The sequence below is a fragment of the Aquisalimonas sp. APHAB1-3 genome, from assembly GCF_048323695.1.
Taxonomy (GTDB): Bacteria; Pseudomonadota; Gammaproteobacteria; order Nitrococcales; family Aquisalimonadaceae; genus Aquisalimonas.
Map to the genome: position 1 here is coordinate 55029 of NZ_JBLWFT010000009.1, position 16070 is coordinate 71098.

Annotated in this window: 13 protein-coding genes; all 13 read left to right on the forward strand. The window is 68.0% G+C overall.

Annotated elements, in window-relative coordinates:
- The first annotated feature begins 27 nt into the window (after positions 1-27).
- The 13 genes from ACNSTU_RS13205 (at position 28) to ftsZ (ending at position 15871) form a co-directional block, all read left to right on the forward strand.
- Complete coding sequence (locus ACNSTU_RS13205) at positions 28-1758, forward strand: peptidoglycan D,D-transpeptidase FtsI family protein (RefSeq protein WP_290634537.1); 1731 nt, start codon at positions 28-30, stop codon at positions 1756-1758.
- Entirely contained in the window at positions 1755-3278 is a 1524-nt protein-coding gene (locus ACNSTU_RS13210) for a UDP-N-acetylmuramoyl-L-alanyl-D-glutamate--2,6-diaminopimelate ligase (RefSeq protein ID WP_290634539.1), read from the forward strand. Before ACNSTU_RS13205 ends, ACNSTU_RS13210 begins: the two co-directional genes overlap by 4 nt.
- Entirely contained in the window at positions 3275-4624 is a 1350-nt protein-coding gene (locus ACNSTU_RS13215) for a UDP-N-acetylmuramoyl-tripeptide--D-alanyl-D-alanine ligase (RefSeq protein WP_418212455.1), read from the forward strand. The genes ACNSTU_RS13210 and ACNSTU_RS13215 overlap by 4 nt, the downstream gene beginning before the upstream one ends.
- A 1-nt stretch (position 4625) precedes the next feature.
- Positions 4626-5708: a phospho-N-acetylmuramoyl-pentapeptide-transferase gene (gene mraY / locus ACNSTU_RS13220; RefSeq protein WP_290634544.1), complete on the forward strand. Its 1083-nt coding sequence runs from the start codon at positions 4626-4628 to the stop codon at positions 5706-5708.
- Between the two features lie 12 nt (positions 5709-5720).
- Positions 5721-7055 (forward strand): UDP-N-acetylmuramoyl-L-alanine--D-glutamate ligase, encoded by a 1335-nt coding sequence (murD, locus tag ACNSTU_RS13225; RefSeq protein ID WP_366213916.1) that lies wholly within the window; start codon positions 5721-5723, stop codon positions 7053-7055.
- Entirely contained in the window at positions 7052-8239 is a 1188-nt protein-coding gene (ftsW, locus tag ACNSTU_RS13230) for a putative lipid II flippase FtsW (RefSeq protein WP_290634548.1), read from the forward strand. The genes murD and ftsW overlap by 4 nt, the downstream gene beginning before the upstream one ends.
- Entirely contained in the window at positions 8236-9321 is a 1086-nt protein-coding gene (gene murG / locus ACNSTU_RS13235) for an undecaprenyldiphospho-muramoylpentapeptide beta-N-acetylglucosaminyltransferase (protein ID WP_290634550.1), read from the forward strand. The genes ftsW and murG overlap by 4 nt, the downstream gene beginning before the upstream one ends.
- Positions 9318-10772: a UDP-N-acetylmuramate--L-alanine ligase gene (gene murC, locus ACNSTU_RS13240; protein WP_290634552.1), complete on the forward strand. Its 1455-nt coding sequence runs from the start codon at positions 9318-9320 to the stop codon at positions 10770-10772. Before murG ends, murC begins: the two co-directional genes overlap by 4 nt.
- Positions 10772-11674 carry a UDP-N-acetylmuramate dehydrogenase gene (murB, locus tag ACNSTU_RS13245; RefSeq protein ID WP_290634554.1) on the forward strand — a complete coding sequence of 301 codons (903 nt, stop codon included), beginning with the start codon at positions 10772-10774 and terminating at the stop codon, positions 11672-11674. The genes murC and murB overlap by 1 nt, the downstream gene beginning before the upstream one ends.
- A complete protein-coding gene (locus tag ACNSTU_RS13250; protein ID WP_418212456.1) occupies positions 11671-12612 on the forward strand; it encodes a D-alanine--D-alanine ligase in 942 nt (313 codons plus the stop codon). The genes murB and ACNSTU_RS13250 overlap by 4 nt, the downstream gene beginning before the upstream one ends.
- Positions 12609-13418, forward strand: a complete 810-nt coding sequence (locus tag ACNSTU_RS13255; RefSeq protein ID WP_290634559.1) for a cell division protein FtsQ/DivIB — start codon at positions 12609-12611, stop codon at positions 13416-13418. The genes ACNSTU_RS13250 and ACNSTU_RS13255 overlap by 4 nt, the downstream gene beginning before the upstream one ends.
- Positions 13419-13431: 13 nt before the next feature.
- Positions 13432-14670: a cell division protein FtsA gene (gene ftsA / locus ACNSTU_RS13260; RefSeq protein WP_418212457.1), complete on the forward strand. Its 1239-nt coding sequence runs from the start codon at positions 13432-13434 to the stop codon at positions 14668-14670.
- Positions 14671-14734: 64 nt separating this feature from the next.
- Positions 14735-15871, forward strand: a complete 1137-nt coding sequence (gene ftsZ / locus ACNSTU_RS13265) for a cell division protein FtsZ (RefSeq protein WP_290634563.1) — start codon at positions 14735-14737, stop codon at positions 15869-15871.
- Positions 15872-16070 lie beyond the last annotated feature (199 nt).

Consider the following 16070-nt stretch of genomic DNA (forward strand, 5'->3'; position numbering starts at 1 on the left):
TCGCATACGAACGTGAAGGAGCCGCCGGTGGTCAGTAATTCGGCCAGGCAGACATACCAGCCACCGCACTGGCGCTACGTCGCCGTGCTGGTGGTGTTTGCGTTGCTGGCCGGCAGTGCGTTCGGGCGTGCCGTGGATCTGCAGGTGGTGCGCAAGGACTTCCTTCAGCATCAGGGAGATGCGCGCCACCTGCGCGTGATCTCCGATCCGGCTCACCGAGGCATGCTGACCGACCGTACAGGGGAGCCGCTTGCCATCAGCACGCCTGTGGACTCGGTCTGGGCGCATCCCGGCAACCTGCTCGATGCCGCGGATCGGCTCCCGGAGCTGGCCGAGGCGCTGGACCTTGATCCGTCCCGACTGGCACAACGACTGCGTGAGCGCGCCGACCGGCAGTTCGTCTACCTGCGCCGGCATATTCCGCCGCACCGGGCGGAAGAGGTGATGGCGCTGGATCTGCCCGGTGTTGCGCTCCGCCGCGAATACCGCCGCTTCTATCCGGCAGGTGAGGTGACAGGCCAGTTGCTCGGGTTCACCGATGTGGATGATGTGGGTCTGGAGGGGCTGGAACTCGGTTACGAAGGATGGTTGCGAGGCGAGCCCGGGCGCAAACGCGTGCTTCAGGATCAGCGCGGGCGTATCATCGAAGACGTGGAGCAACTCCGGGAGCCGCGCCCGGGGCGCGATCTGCGCCTCAGTATCGACCGGCGTCTGCAGTACCTGGCCTACCGCGAGTTCAAGCAGGCTGTGAACACCTACGACGCCGATGGTGGTTCCCTGGTGCTTATGCGCCCGAAGACCGGCGAGATTCTCGCCATGGTCAATCAACCGGCGTTCAACCCGAACAATCGTCGGGCGATGGAGCCGGGCAGTCATCGCAACTCGGCGGTGGTGGATGCCTATGAGCCCGGGTCCACCATCAAGCCGTTTACCGTGGCCGCCGCCCTGGACGCCGGGATTGTTACCCCGGAGAGCGAGTTTGACACCGAGCCCGGGTACTTGCGGGTCGGCAACCACGGCATCTATGACCTCCGCGACTACGGCCGCATCGACGTGTCCACCGTCCTGAGCAAGTCCAGCAACATCGGTGCAGCCAAGCTGGCGCTGGACATGGACGACCATCAGCTTTGGCGCATGCTGGACCGTGCCGGTTTCGGGCAGCGTAGTGGTCTGGGATTTCCGGGCGAGAGTTCCGGGCGGCTGTCGGATATGCCCCCACGCGGTGACGTGGAGCGCGCCACCCTGGCCTTCGGCTACGGCCTGTCGTCGACCCCGATGCAGCTCGCGCGCGCCTACTCCGCAATCGCCAGCGATGGCCGCATGCCCATGCCGTCGTTCCTGCGCCAGGACGAGGCCGAGTACTACGAGCGGGTCATGACGCCGGGCACCGCGTCGGTCGTCCGTGACATGCTTGAACAGGCCGTGCTCCCCGGCGGTACGGCAACGCGGGCCAGCGTTCCCGCCTACCGCGTGGCCGGCAAGACGGGCACGGTGCGCAAGTCCACGGCAGGCGGGTATTCCGATGATCGCTACGTGGCGTGGTTTGCCGGAATGGCCCCCGCCAGCGACCCCGAGCTGGTGATGGTCGTCATGCTCGACGAGCCCTCGGGAGATGCGTACTACGGTGGGCAGGTTGCTGCGCCCGTTTTCGCGGAGGTGATGGGCGGCGCCCTGCGGCTGCTCAACATTGCGCCGGACGGGCTCGACGACGAGCTCGTGCCTACGCCGTTGACGGCCATGGGCGAGGAGTCGCCATGAGTGCCGCACGTGAACAGGCCGCGACCACCACGCTGGAGAGCGTACTGGCCGGCGTAGGCGGCATCTCCCGCGTTCCCGCTGCGGCCGTGCATGGGATTACCGTGGACAGCCGCCGGGTGCAACGCGGATTCGTTTTCGCGGCACTGGAGGGTGCCCGCAGCCACGGCCTCGATCATCTGGACACGGCCCTGCAGCGGGCCCCGGCCGCGGTGCTCCATGATCCGGCGACCGGCGGTGACGCGGATGCCGCCACGCAGGTCTGCGGCGCGGCCGGCGTGCCGCTTGTCCCCGTTCCGGCCCTGGAGGCCAACCTGGGCGGCATTGCGGCCCGTGTCTACCGGGAGCCGGCATCGCAGCTGTGCTGTATTGGCGTGACCGGAACCGATGGCAAGACCTCTGTGACGCAGTTTCTCGCGGGGGCATTGCAACGCGCCGGCGAGCCTTGTGGCCTGTTAGGCACGCTCGGTTCAGGGTTTCCCGGGGCGCTCGTCGATACCGGCATGACCACCCCGGATGCCGCCGCCACCCAGGCGCTGCTTCGGGAACTGGTGGACCGGGGGGCGACCCATGTGGCCATGGAGGTTTCCTCTCATGCACTGGTCCAGCACCGGGTCGGCGGGGTGGTGTTCGATACCGCCGTACTGACCAATCTGGGCCGTGATCACCTGGATTATCACGGAACGCCGGAGGCCTATGCCGACGCCAAGCGGCGTCTGTTCGAGTCGCAGGGGCTGCGGCTGGCCGTCCTCAATCTTGACGATGCCCTCGGCGTGCGCCTGGGTCGTGAGCTGGCGGATGGCCCCGTGCGGGTCATGGGCTACTCCATGGATGCCAACGCCAGCGCGGAGATCATCTGCACATCGCTCAAGCCGCAGCCGGACGGCCTGCGCATGACGGTGGTGACCCCGGTGGGGCGCATCGATCTGGACGTGCCGCTGCTGGGCCGGTTCAACGCCGCCAACCTGTTGGCGGTCATCGGCACACTGGTGGGCCGTGGTTACGGGGCCGCCGCGATTGAACAGACGTTGGCGGGCGTGTGCTCGGTCCCCGGGCGCATGGAACCGTTTCCCCGCGCCGATGGCCCTTTGGCCGTGGTGGATTATGCCCACACGCCCGGCGCACTCCGAGCCGCTCTGGCCGCTCTGCGGGAGCACCTGCAGGGCCGCCTGTGGTGCGTATTCGGCTGCGGTGGTGAGCGCGACACCGGCAAGCGTCCCCTGATGGCCGCCGCCGCCGAGCGCCTTGCTGACCATCTCATCATCACCGATGACAACCCGCGCGGGGAGGATCCGGATGCGATCGTGTCGGCGATCAGCAACGGCTTGCGCCGTCCCGAAGGCGCGCGGATTATTCGCGACCGCGGCGAGGCGATTGCCACCGCATTGCGAGAGGCGGGGCCGGGCGACGTGGTCCTGATCGCCGGCAAGGGTCACGAGACCGATCAGGCCACCGCCACGGGAAAGCAGCACTTCAGCGACCGCGAAACCGCCCGGGACATCCAGGCAGGAGGGCGCGCATGATCCACTTCGCCCTCAATGATCTGGTGGAGCCGCTCCGGGCTCGACAGGTGGGCCCGTCGGTGACGTTCACGGGTGTGGCCACCGACAGCCGTCACGTGCCGGAGGGCGCGCTGTTCGTGGCTCTGGAGGGCGAGCGGTTCGATGGTCACCGGTTTGCCCAGCAGGCCCTGGACAAGGGCGCGGCCGCGGCGCTGGTGGCGCGTGCGGACGGCATCACCGGCCCCTGCCTGGTGGTCGGCGACACGCTGCGCGCCCTGGGCGAGCTGGCGACGCTCTGGCGGCGCCGGGCACGGGCGCAGGTCGCCGCAGTCACGGGCAGTAACGGCAAGACCACCGTCAAGGAAATGCTCACCAGCATCCTCTCCCTGCGGGCGCCGACGCTGTTCACCCAGGGCAACCTCAACAACGAAATCGGTGTGCCGCTGACCCTGTTCCGGCTCACCGACGCGCACGCGCTCGCGGTGATCGAGATGGGGGCCAACCACGCCGGAGAAATCGCCCGGCTTACCGCCATGGTCGAACCGGACGTGGGCGTGGTGACCAACGCCGGCCCCTCGCACCTCGAGGGCTTTGGCAGTCTCGACGGCGTCGCGCGGGCCAAGGGCGAGCTGTTCCGGGATCTGCCCGCCGGCGCAACCGCCGTGATCAACGCCGATGACCGGTATGCGCCCCTCTGGCGGGAGCTGGCCGGGCAGCGACGCGTGGTCACGTTCGGGCTTGAACATGAAGCCGACGTCATGGCCGAGCGTGACAACGGAGCTGTGACCATGGTCGTGGGCACCCAGCGCCTTGAGCTTGTGCTCCCGGTTCCGGGTCGGCACAACCTGGCCAACGCCCTGGCGGCCGCCGCCACCGCGCACGCGCTTGGGATCGCGCCGGAAGCCATCCGTAACGGTCTGCAGGCGTTCCGGCCCGCGGCCGGGCGCCTCACCCGCCGTGCCGGCCGGGCGGGCAGCGAAGTGCTGGACGATACCTACAACGCCAACCCGGCGTCGCTGGTAGCCGGCCTGGACGTGCTCGCCGAAGCCGGGGAGCCGCGCTGGCTCATTCTCGGGGACATGGGTGAGCTGGGTGCCGAGGCGGCCGACCTGCACGCCGAGGCGGGCCGTCAGGCGCGGGCCGCCGGGGTGACGCGGCTGTTCGCTGTCGGGCCGCTCAGTGCCGCCGCCGTGGAGGCTTTCGGTGCCGGCGCAGAGCATTTTCCGGGTCGGGATGCGCTGGTGGCGAGCGCGAGACAGGAACTGACCCCGGGGGCCACCGTGCTGATCAAGGGATCCCGCAGCATGGGGATGGAAGCGGTGGTGCGGGCACTAGAAGAGCCGGAAACGGCCGACGGAGACGGGTGACATGCTGTTTCATCTACTTGGATTGCTTGAAGAGTTCTACAGCGGGTTCAGGGTGTTCCAGTACATCACCCTGCGCGGCATCATGGGCGTGCTCACCGCGTTGGTGATCTCCTTCATTGTCGGCCCATTCGTCATCCGGCGGCTCGGCCAACACCAGATCGGGCAGCAGGTCCGTGACGACGGTCCCGAGTCCCACCTGTCCAAGGCCGGTACGCCCACCATGGGCGGCGCCATGATTCTGGTCGCCATTGCCGTGTCGACACTGCTGTGGTCGGACCTGACCAACCGCTATGTCTGGATCGTGCTCATGACCACGCTGGCCTTCGGCGTCATCGGCGGCGTGGACGACTACCTCAAACTGCGTTACGGCAACAGTCGCGGGCTACCTGCCCGGCAGAAGTACTTCTGGCAGTCGGTGGTGGGGGTGGCCGCGGCCGCGGCGCTGTTCCTGTCCGCCCAGAATACGGTGGAGACCGAGCTGATCCTGCCGTTCGTCAAGGACGTGAGCTGGCAGCTCGGCTGGCTCTTCATTCCGCTGGCCTACCTAGTCGTGGTGGGCGCCAGCAACGCGGTCAATCTCACGGACGGGCTCGACGGCCTGGCCATCAACCCGGCCGTCCTCGTTGGGGGTGCCCTGGGCGTGTTCGCCTACGCCTCCGGCCACTTCCAGTTCGCCGACTACCTGGGGATTCCGTTCGTCCCGGGGGTCGGCGAGGTGGTCATTTTCTGCGGCGCGCTGGTGGGCGCCGGCCTCGGCTTTCTGTGGTTCAACGCATACCCCGCCCAGGTCTTCATGGGCGACGTGGGCGCACTGGCACTCGGCGCCGCACTGGGAATCGTCGCCGTGGTCACGCGACAGGAGATCGTGCTGTTCATCATGGCGGGCGTGTTCGTCATGGAGACCATCTCCGTGATGATCCAGGTCGCCTCGTTCAAGCTCACCGGCCGTCGCGTGTTTCGCATGGCGCCGCTGCACCACCATTTTGAACTCAAGGGTTGGCCCGAGCCTCGGGTCATTGTTCGGTTCTGGATCATTACCGTGATTCTGGTTCTGATCGGGCTCGCTTCACTGAAGATCAGGTAAATGCAACAAGCCATGGCAACAAACGCGCAGAGAACAGTGGTTGTCGGCTTGGGCCGGACGGGCGAGGCCTGCGTGCGTTTCCTGCATGCGCGTGGTGTTGCCGTGGCTGCAACGGACAGCCGCGAACGGCCGCCGGCCATGGCGGCGGTACAGGAACTGGACCGGGGGATTCCGCTGCAGGTGGGCGGATTCGACGCGGCCATGCTTGCCGATGCGCAGGAGATCGTGGTCAGCCCCGGTGTGTCGCTGGACGAGCAGGCCCTGCGTCAGGCGCGCCTGTGCGGTGTTCCCGTGATCAGCGAGATCGAGCTGTTCGCCCGGCATGCCCGGGCGCCCGTGGTGGCCATCACCGGCTCGAACGGCAAGAGCACGGTCACGACGCTGGTGGGCGAGATGGCCGCGGAAGCCGGAAAGCGCGCCGGTGTAGGCGGCAACCTCGGTACGCCGGCGCTGGATCTTCTGACCGACCCGGAGCCGGACCTCTACGTGCTGGAACTCTCCAGTTTCCAGCTGGAGACGACTTACTCCCTGCGGCCCGCCGCCTCCGTGGTGCTCAATGTCAGTGCCGACCACATGGACCGGCACGGCGATATCGGTGCATACGCCGCGATCAAGGCGGGCATCTACGCGGGTGACGGCATCATGGTGATCAATCGTGATGATCCGCGCGTTGCCGCAATGGCCCGGCGTCGCCGCACGGTGCGTTCCTTCAGCCTTGGTGCTCCCGCGGCCGGGGGGTTCGGTATCCTGACAGCGCAAGGCCGTGAATGGCTGGCCCGGGACCGCGATCTCATCATGCCAGTGGATGAGCTTGCGCTGCAGGGGCGGCACAACCAGTTGAACGCACTGGCGGCCCTGGCTCTGGCGGAATCGGTGGGGCTGCCGTCCCAAGACTGCGTCAACGTCCTGCGCCGTTTCCGGGGGCTGCCGCACCGGATGGAATGGCTGGCCGACCATAACGGTGTGCGCTGGATCAATGACTCCAAGGCCACGAATGTGGGCGCCGCCATCGCCGCCGTTCAGGGACTGGAAGGCCCGCTGGTGCTGATCGCCGGTGGGCAGGGCAAGGGGGCGGACTTCGCGCCGCTTGCTGCTGCCCTCGAGGGCAAGTCCCGGGCCGTGATCCTGTACGGCGAGGATGCCCCGCTGATCGCGCGGGCGCTGGGCGATTCGGTGCCCGTGCAGCGGGTCGCCGGCCTGGACGAGGCGGTCACCGCCGCAGCGGCCACGGCCGAACCGGGCGATACGGTTGTGCTCGCGCCGGCGTGCGCCAGCTTCGATCAGTTCAGCGGCTACCAGGAACGGGGCCGGGCGTTTGCCGAGGCGGTCGGGAGGGTTGCCCGATGAGCGTTCCCGTGCTCAATGCCGTCGCCACCGAGGCCCGCCGCGCCACCGCGCTGTGGCCGAACCTCGATCAGCGCCTGCTTCTGGCGCTCGCCGCGGCCGTGCTGCTGGGCATCGTGGCGGTGACGTCGGCATCCGTCTCCCTGGCGGAGAGCCAGTTCGGCTCGCCGTTCTACTACCTCAACCGGCAGCTGCTGTTCCTCGGCCTGACGCTGGCCGCCAGCTGGGTGGTGTTGCAGGTACCGGTACAGACCTGGTACCAGGCCAGCGGTCTGCTGCTCCTGCTGGCCATGCTGCTGCTGGTCCTGGTCCTGATTCCGGGGGTGGGGCGCGAAGTGAACGGTGCCACGCGCTGGATTCCGGTGGGCATCTTCCATCTGCAGGTCTCCGAGGTTGCCAAGTTCGGCGTGCTGTTCTACCTCGCGGCCTATCTGGTGCGTCGCGGCGACCGGGTGCGGGGCTCCATGCAGGGCTTTCTCATTCCCATCGTGCTGCTCGGCGCCAGCGGTCTGCTGCTGCTCATGCAGCCCGACTTCGGGGGGGCGCTGGTGCTCGGAGCCACAGGGCTGGGGCTGCTGTTTCTGGCCGGAGTCCCCCTGTGGCGTTTTCTGGTGCTGGCCTCCTGTGCGGGTGGCGCGGCCTGGATGCTGATCGTCACGTCCCCCTACCGGATCACCCGGCTCATGGCCTTCGTGGACCCCTGGGCCGATCCGTTCAACACCGGCTTCCAGCTGACCCAGTCGCTGATCGCCATCGGTCGCGGTGAGTGGTTCGGCGTGGGGTTGGGCGCAAGCGTGCAGAAGCTCTTCTATCTGCCGGAGGCGCACACAGATTTCGTCTTCGCAGTCCTGGCCGAGGAGCTTGGTCTGGTCGGCGTCGTGCTGGTGCTGGTGCTGTATTCCTGGATCGTCTGGCGGATTCTCGCCATTGGCGCTGCCGCTATCCGGGCCCACCAGCCCTTCGGCGGCTATCTCTGCTTCGCGGTTGGCTTCTGGCTTGGGCTGCAGAGCTTCATCAACATCGGCGTGAACATGGGGTTGCTCCCGACCAAGGGGCTGACGCTGCCGCTGATGAGCTACGGCGGCAGCAGTCTGCTCACCACCGGTGTCGCACTGGCCGTGGTTCTGCGGGTGGATTACGAACGCCGTATGGCGGAACGGGCGCCGCGCCCGGGGAGGTCGTCATGACCCGCGCTGTGGCGGAAACACCTGTGCTGATCATGGCCGGCGGTACCGGCGGACACGTCTTCCCGGCGCTTGCCGTCGCCGACGCCCTGCGCGCCCGCGGCGTGCCGGTGATCTGGCTCGGCACCCGTAAGGGGCTCGAGTCGCGGGTGGTGCCGGAAGCGGGCCTGGTGCTCGAGTGGCTGACGGTCCAGGGGCTTCGGGGCAACGGTGCCCTGGGCTGGGTGCTGGCGCCGGTGCGTGTGTTGCGTGCGGTGCTGCAGGCGGCGCGGGTTGTGCGCCGCCACCGGCCGCGCGCCGTGCTCGGCATGGGCGGCTATGTGGCTGGCCCCGGTGGGCTGGCGGCCTGGCTGCTGCGGTGCCCGCTGATCATTCACGAGCAGAACGCCGTGGCCGGGATGACCAACCGTCTTCTGGCGCGGCTCGCGCGCCGAGTGCTCGCCGGTTTTCCGGGCGCCTTTGCCGGTGATCGCGCCGAGGTCACCGGCAATCCGGTGCGCGGTGCCATCCTGCGACTGCCGCCACCGGAGGAGCGCCCGCAGGGACGTGAGCCCTGGCGGCTACTGGTGGTCGGCGGCAGCCTCGGCGCCAAGGTCCTCAACGAGGTGGTGCCGCAGGCGCTGGCCCTGATGCCGGAGTCGGAGCGGCCGGTGGTGGTGCATCAGGCCGGCGAGGTCACGGGCGAGCTTGCCCGCAGCGAATACGCAGGGCTTGGTGTCAGCGCCGAGGTGACGCCGTTCATCGCTGACATGGCGACTGCCTACGGGGAAGCGGATCTGGTGGTCTGCCGAGCCGGAGCGCTCACCGTCAGCGAGCTGTCCATCGCCGGCGTCGCTTCTGTACTCGTACCGCTGCCGCACGCGGTTGATGACCACCAGACCGCCAACGCAATGCAGCTGGCGGAGTGTGGTGCGGCCGAGCTGATGCCGCAGTCCGAACTTACGGCGGAGCGCCTGGCAGCGTTTTTCCGCTCCGTCGCGCAGGACCGTGCGCGACTCATCGACATGGGGCAGGCCGCGCGCGGGCTGGCCCGCCCCGATGCCGCTGAAACTGTGGCTGAACGGTGCCTGGAGGTAGCCCGATGAGCGATCATCGCCTTGAGCAGAGCTGGGATCACACCCGACCGGGCACCATGGGCCGGGTGCGGCGGATTCATTTCGTCGGGGTCGGCGGCGCCGGAATGAGCGGCATCGCCGAGGTGCTGTGCAATCTCGGCTATGCCATCTCCGGCAGTGACCTGCGCGAGAACCCGGTGACCCGCCGTCTGGCGTCGCTGGGTGTTCACGTCACCATCGGCCATTCCGATGCCAACGTGGCGGATGCGGACGCCGTGGTCGTGTCCAGCGCTGTGGGCGCAGATAACCCGGAGCTGCAGGCTGCGCGTACCCGGCGCATTCCGGTCGTACCACGCGCGGAAATGCTCGCCGAGCTGATGCGGTTCCGTTACGGCGTGGCCGTCGCCGGCACCCACGGCAAGACGACCACCACCAGCCTGGTGGCCAGTGTGCTCGCCGAAGGCGGGCTGGATCCCACGTTCGTCATCGGCGGCCGGCTGACCAGCGCCGGTGCCAACGCGCGGCTGGGCGACAGTCAGTTCCTGGTGGCGGAGGCGGACGAGAGCGACGCGTCGTTCCTCTACCTCCAGCCCATGATTGCTGCGGTCACCAACATCGACGCGGATCATCTTGGCACTTACGGCGGTGACTTCCAGCGGCTGCGCCAGACGTTCCTGGAGTTTCTGCATCACATTCCGTTCTACGGTCTCGCCGTTCTGTGCCTGGATGACGACGAAGTCGCCGGTCTGCTGCCGGAGCTGACCCGCCCCGTGCGCACCTACGGCGTGGCCGAGGGGGCCGACCTGCAGGCGTTCGACATCGTCCAGGAGGGCGCGCGCACCTATTTCAGCGTGCGCCTCAACGGCGACCCGGAACCCCTGCGCATCGGGCTCAACCTGCCGGGGCGCCACAACGTGCTTAACGCCCTTGCAGCCATCGCCATTGCCGACGAGCTGGGCGTCGACCACGACGCCATCGTGCGAGCCCTGGGGGAGTTCCAGGGGATCGGCCGGCGGTTCCAGAGCTACGGCGAGCAGCCGCTGCCGCACGGCGGGGGGCACGCCCTGGTGGTGGACGACTACGGGCATCACCCCAGCGAGATCCGCGCCGTGCTCGAAGCGGTGCGCTCCGGCTGGCCGGAGCGCCGGCTCGTGGTCGCGTTCCAGCCGCACCGTTACAGCCGCACGCGCGACCTGTTCGACGATTTCTCCCGGGTGCTGGCCGGCGTCGACGCTCTGCTTGTCTCTGAAGTCCATGCGGCGGGGGAAGACCCCATCGCAGGGGCGGATGCCCGCGCCCTTTGCGCGGCCATCCGCGCCCGCGGCCAGGTCAACCCGGTTTTCGTGGAGTCGGTGGCGGAGCTGGTGGACACGCTGCCGGGGGTGCTCCGGGACGGCGACATCCTGCTCACGCTCGGCGCCGGCAGTATCGGTGGCGCCGCAGCCATGCTCCAGGACCGACTCACGGGAGGTGAGGCGTGATGGCGGAAGCGCTCAACCATCGCGGCGAACTCAGGCTGCAGGAGCCCATGGCCCGGCACACCACCTGGCGTGTCGGCGGCCCGGCGGACCGCTTTTACCGGCCGGCGGACCGTGATGACCTGATCGGCTTTCTGCGCAGCCTTCCCGAGGACGAGCCGGTGTTCTGGTGCGGGCTCGGCAGCAACCTGCTGGTGCGCGACGGTGGCGTCCGCGGGACGGTGATATTCCTGCAGGGTGGCGTCGACGAACTGCGGCGGCTGGATGACACGCGCGTCCACGCCGACTGCGGCGTGGCGTGCGCCAAGGTGGCACGCTTCGCCGCCCGGCAGAACCTTGTCGACGCCGAGTTTCTTGCCGGCATCCCCGGGACCATGGGGGGCGCGCTCGCCATGAACGCCGGTGCGTTCGGTGGCGAGACCTGGCGGGTGGTCGAGGAGGTAGAGACCATGACCCGCGGCGGCGAGATCCGCCGGCGCCGCCCAAGCGAGTACAGCGTGGGCTACCGCAGCGTGAAGGCCCCAGCGGAGGAGTGGTTCCTGAGCTGCACTCTGGCGCTGCGGCCGGGTGACGGCGACGTGGCCATGCAGCGCATCCGGGAGCTGCTGGCCCAGCGTGCTGCATCCCAGCCCATCGGCAAGCCGAGCTGCGGCTCCGTGTTTCGCAACCCGGAGGGCGACCACGCTGCGCGTCTGATCGAGACCGCCGGCCTGAAAGGCCGCCGGCAAGGCGGCGCGCTGGTCTCGGACAAGCACGCGAACTTCATCATCAACGACGGGACTGCCACAGCCGCGGACATTGAGCAGCTGGTGGAGACCGTGCGCAGCGAGATCGCCAACCGGTTCGGCGTCCAACTGGAGGCGGAAGTGCGGATCGTGGGCGAAGCCGCGGAGGACGGAGCATGACGGAGCATTCGGTGACCACACCAGCGGTATTCGGTCGGGTGGCCGTGCTCATGGGCGGCTGGTCCGCCGAGCGCGAGATCTCGCTGCGCAGCGGGCGGCAGGTGCTTGCCGGCCTGCAGGCGCGAGGCGTGGATGCGCACAGCGTGGACGCCGGTCGCGACGTGCTTCAGGTGCTGGAGGCGGGTGGCTTTGATCGCGCCTTCATCGCCCTGCATGGACGCGGCGGCGAGGACGGCGTGATTCAGGCCGGCCTGGAGCTGCTCGGGCTGCCCTACACGGGCAGCGGCGTGCTGGGCTCGGCCCTGGGCATGGACAAGCTGCGCACCAAGCAGGTGTGGCGTGGCGCCGGGCTGCCAACCCCCGACTACATGGAGCTGCGCCCCGATACCCGCGCGGCCGACGTCATCGCCGCCCTGGGGACGCCGCTGATCGTCAAGCCCGCACGCGAGGGCTCCAGCATTGGCATGAGCCGGGTCACCACCGAGGCGGAACTCATTGCCGCCCGCGATGCCGCTGCCCGCTATGACCGCGACGTGATCGCGGAGCGCTGGATTACCGGCGAGGAGTACACCGTCTCCCTGCTCGGCGACACGGTGCTGCCGGCAATCAGGCTGGAGACGCCGCATACGTTCTACGACTTCGAGGCCAAGTACGAGTCGGATTCGACCCGTTACCACTGCCCGTGCGGTCTGGAAGGCGCGGATCTCGACGCCCTGAATGCGCTGGCGACGGAAGCATTCCGCGCCGTCGACGGCGCGGGCTGGGGGCGGGTGGACGTAATGCGCGACGGCAATGGCGCGTTCTGGCTGCTGGAGGTGAACACCATCCCCGGCATGACCGATCACTCGCTGGTTCCCATGGCGGCCGAGGCCGCGGGGATGCCGTTTGACGAACTGGTCTGGCGGATTCTGGAGACCAGTCTGGAGGCGGATGCATGAAGCGGCAGCGCACCACAACAGGCGCCCGTCGGCGCGGACCAGCCCGGCAGCCGGTGGATCCGGCCGTGCGGGCCGAGCGCCGCGCCCGGATGTTGCTGTGGTGCCGCCGTGGCGGCCTGGCCGGTGTGGCCGTCGCGGGGATTGGCGGTGCTGTCTGGGGCACGGCGTGGTTGCTGGCCCCGGAGACGTTCCCGCTGGAGTCGGTGCATTTTGACAGCCGCCTGGAGCACGTTCGCGAAGGGGACCTCCGCGATGCGCTGGATGGCCGCCTTAACGACGGTTTCTGGGCGCTGGACGTGGCCGGAATCCGCCGGGCCCTGGAGGCGTTGCCGTGGGTCGATCGGGCAGCGGTGCGTCGGGTCTGGCCGGGGCAGCTGCGGGTGGAAATCCGTGAGCAGGAGGCGGTCGCGGTCTGGAACGACGAGGCGCTGCTTGGCGCCGGGGGCGACGTCTTTTCCGCCCCCGAGGAAACCTGGCCGGGGGGGCTGCCCGTTCTGTCCGGGCCGGATGGGCGGGAATCGGACGTGGCCGCGCGCTACCTCGAACTCCAGCGCGCCGTGGGCGGCATTGGTTTCAATGTCGAGCGTCTGGGGATGGACGATCGCGAGTCGTGGACTGCAGAGCTGGACTCCGGCGCGCGGATCCGCCTTGGCCGCGAGGATGTGGCGGACCGCCTTGAGCGGTTCGTGGCGGCGTACCCGGGGCTGGTACGCGAACGGGAGGAGGAGATGGCCCGCGCCGATCTCCGTTATCCCAATGGTTTTAGCGTGCGTTGGCGCGACAACGGAAACAACGCGCCCAACTGACGAGAGGTAGAGCATGTCGAAGAAGACGGAACAGAGTCTGCTGGTCGGCCTGGATATCGGAACGTCCAAGGTCGTCGCCATCGTGGGCGAGGTGGGCCCCAATGGCGAGGTGGAGATCAGCGGGATCGGTTCTCATCCTTCGCGTGGACTCAAGAAGGGCGTGGTGGTGAACATCGAGTCTACGGTGCAGTCGATCCAGCGCGCCGTGGAGGAAGCCGAGCTCATGGCCGGCTGCCAGATCCATTCCGTCTACGCAGGGATCGCCGGCAGCCACGTGCGCAGCCTGAACTCGCACGGCATCGTCGCCATCCGTGACAAGGAAGTGGGTCAGGCCGACATGGAGCGCGTGATCGACGCAGCCCGGGCCGTGGCCATCCCGGCGGATCAGAAGATCCTGCATATCCTGCCCCAGGAGTTCGTCATCGACACCCAGGAGGGCATCCGCGAGCCCATCGGCATGTCCGGTGTCCGCCTGGAGGCCAAGGTCCACATGGTCACCGGCGCGGTCAGTGCGGCCCAGAATATCGTCAAGTGCATCCGCCGCTGCGGTCTTGAAGTGGATGACGTGATCCTGGAGCAGCTTGCGTCCAGCCACGCCGTGCTCACCGATGACGAGAAGGAGCTGGGTGTCTGCCTGGTGGACATCGGTGGCGGGACCACCGACATCGCCGTGTTCACGGAAGGGGCGATCCGTCACACCGCGGTCATCCCCATCGCCGGTGACCAGGTCACCAACGACATTGCGGTGGCCCTGCGTACGCCCACGCAGCACGCCGAAGAAATCAAGGTGAAGTACGCCTGCGCCCTGTCCCAGCTGGCGGGCGCCGAGGAGACCATTGAAGTGCCGTCGGTGGGTGATCGCCCGGCCCGGCGGCTGTCGCGGCAGACCCTCGCCGAGGTGGTGGAGCCGCGTTACGAGGAACTCATGACACTGGTCCACCAGGAGCTGCGCCGCAGCGGCTTCGAGGACCTCATCGCCGCCGGCGTCGTGCTGACGGGCGGCAGTTCCAAAATGGAAGGGGCCATCGAACTGGCCGAGGAAGTGTTCCACATGCCGGTGCGCATCGGCATACCGCAAAGCGTCACCGGGCTGTCGGACGTGGTCCGCAACCCGGTCTATTCCACCGGGGTCGGTCTGCTGACCTTCGGGGCCAACGGCCGCGGTCACAGCACCAGGCCGGATTACGACACGTCGAATGGATACAACGCGCTCTGGGACCGCATGAAGAGCTGGTTCCAGGGCAACTTCTGAGTTTCGGGTCGGGTCTGCGAGCGGCAGCTGCCCTCGCAGGGCATTGTAAGAAGGAGGCATCGCCATGTTTGAACTGATGGATTCGTTCAGCCAGAACGCAGTGATCAAGGTCATCGGGGTCGGTGGCGGCGGCGGCAACGCCGTGCAGCACATGGTTTCTGCAGACATCGAGGGCGTGGATTTCATCTGCGCCAACACGGACGCCCAGGCGCTGAAGAACACGTCCGCCAAGACGGTTCTGCAACTGGGCAGCTCCATTACCAAGGGGCTGGGCGCCGGTGCCCATCCGGAGGTGGGCCGGAACGCCGCGGCCGAGGACCGCGAGCGCATCGCCGAATCGCTGGAAGGCGCCGACATGGTGTTCATTACCGCCGGCATGGGCGGTGGCACCGGCACGGGCGCGGCGCCCGTGGTCGCCGAGATCGCCCGGGAGATGGGCATTCTCACCGTGGCGGTGGTCACCAAACCGTTCCCGTTCGAGGGTGGCAAGCGCCTGCGTGTGGCCGAGGAAGGGATCAAGGAGTTGGGTCGGACCGTGGACTCCCTGATAACCATTCCCAACGAGAAACTCCTCAGCGAGCTGGGTCGCAACCTGACGCTGCTGGACGCGTTCAAGGCGGCCAACGACGTTCTTCTGGGTGCCGTGCGCGGTATCGCGGAGCTGATCACCCGTCCTGGCCTGATCAACGTCGACTTTGCCGACGTTCGTACCGTCATGTCCGAGATGGGCATGGCCGTCATGGGCACCGGTGCCGCCTCCGGTGAGGGGCGTGCGCGGGAGGCCGCGGAACGGGCCATCGCCAGCCCGCTGCTCGAGGACATCAACCTCCACGGCGCCAACGGCATTCTCGTGAATGTCACCGCCGGTCTCGATCTTGGCATTGGTGAGTTCGACGAGGTTGGTCAGGCCGTGCGGGAGTTCGCTTCCGATGACGCCACCGTGGTGGTCGGCACGGTGATCGATCCGGAGCTGGAGAGCGAGTTGCGGGTGACGGTTGTCGCCACCGGCCTGGGTCAGCCCAAGACCGAGGACAAGGCCCCGCAGCTGCGTACGGTCAAGAAGCCGTCCGGCGAAGTGGATTACGACGAACTGGAGAAACCCACGGCGGCCAGGAAAAAGGCGGCCAACGACAAGTACGGCGATTCCGGGGATATGGACTATCTCGACATTCCGGCCTTCCTGCGACGGCAGGCGGATTGACAATGACGGTTCTGTGAACTGGTCCGCGGGTCCTCCCCGCGGCAGCGCGGTACCATTGCGGCCGTCACCGACCCGACGGCGCGCTATGTTGCACCGCAGTATGCAAGTTGCGTGCATTGCAGTAAAATGACGCGGCACTGATTCGGGGCGAGTTTGTCGAACGGCGATTAACACCCCCGTTTTGGGCCAGGCTAGGAGT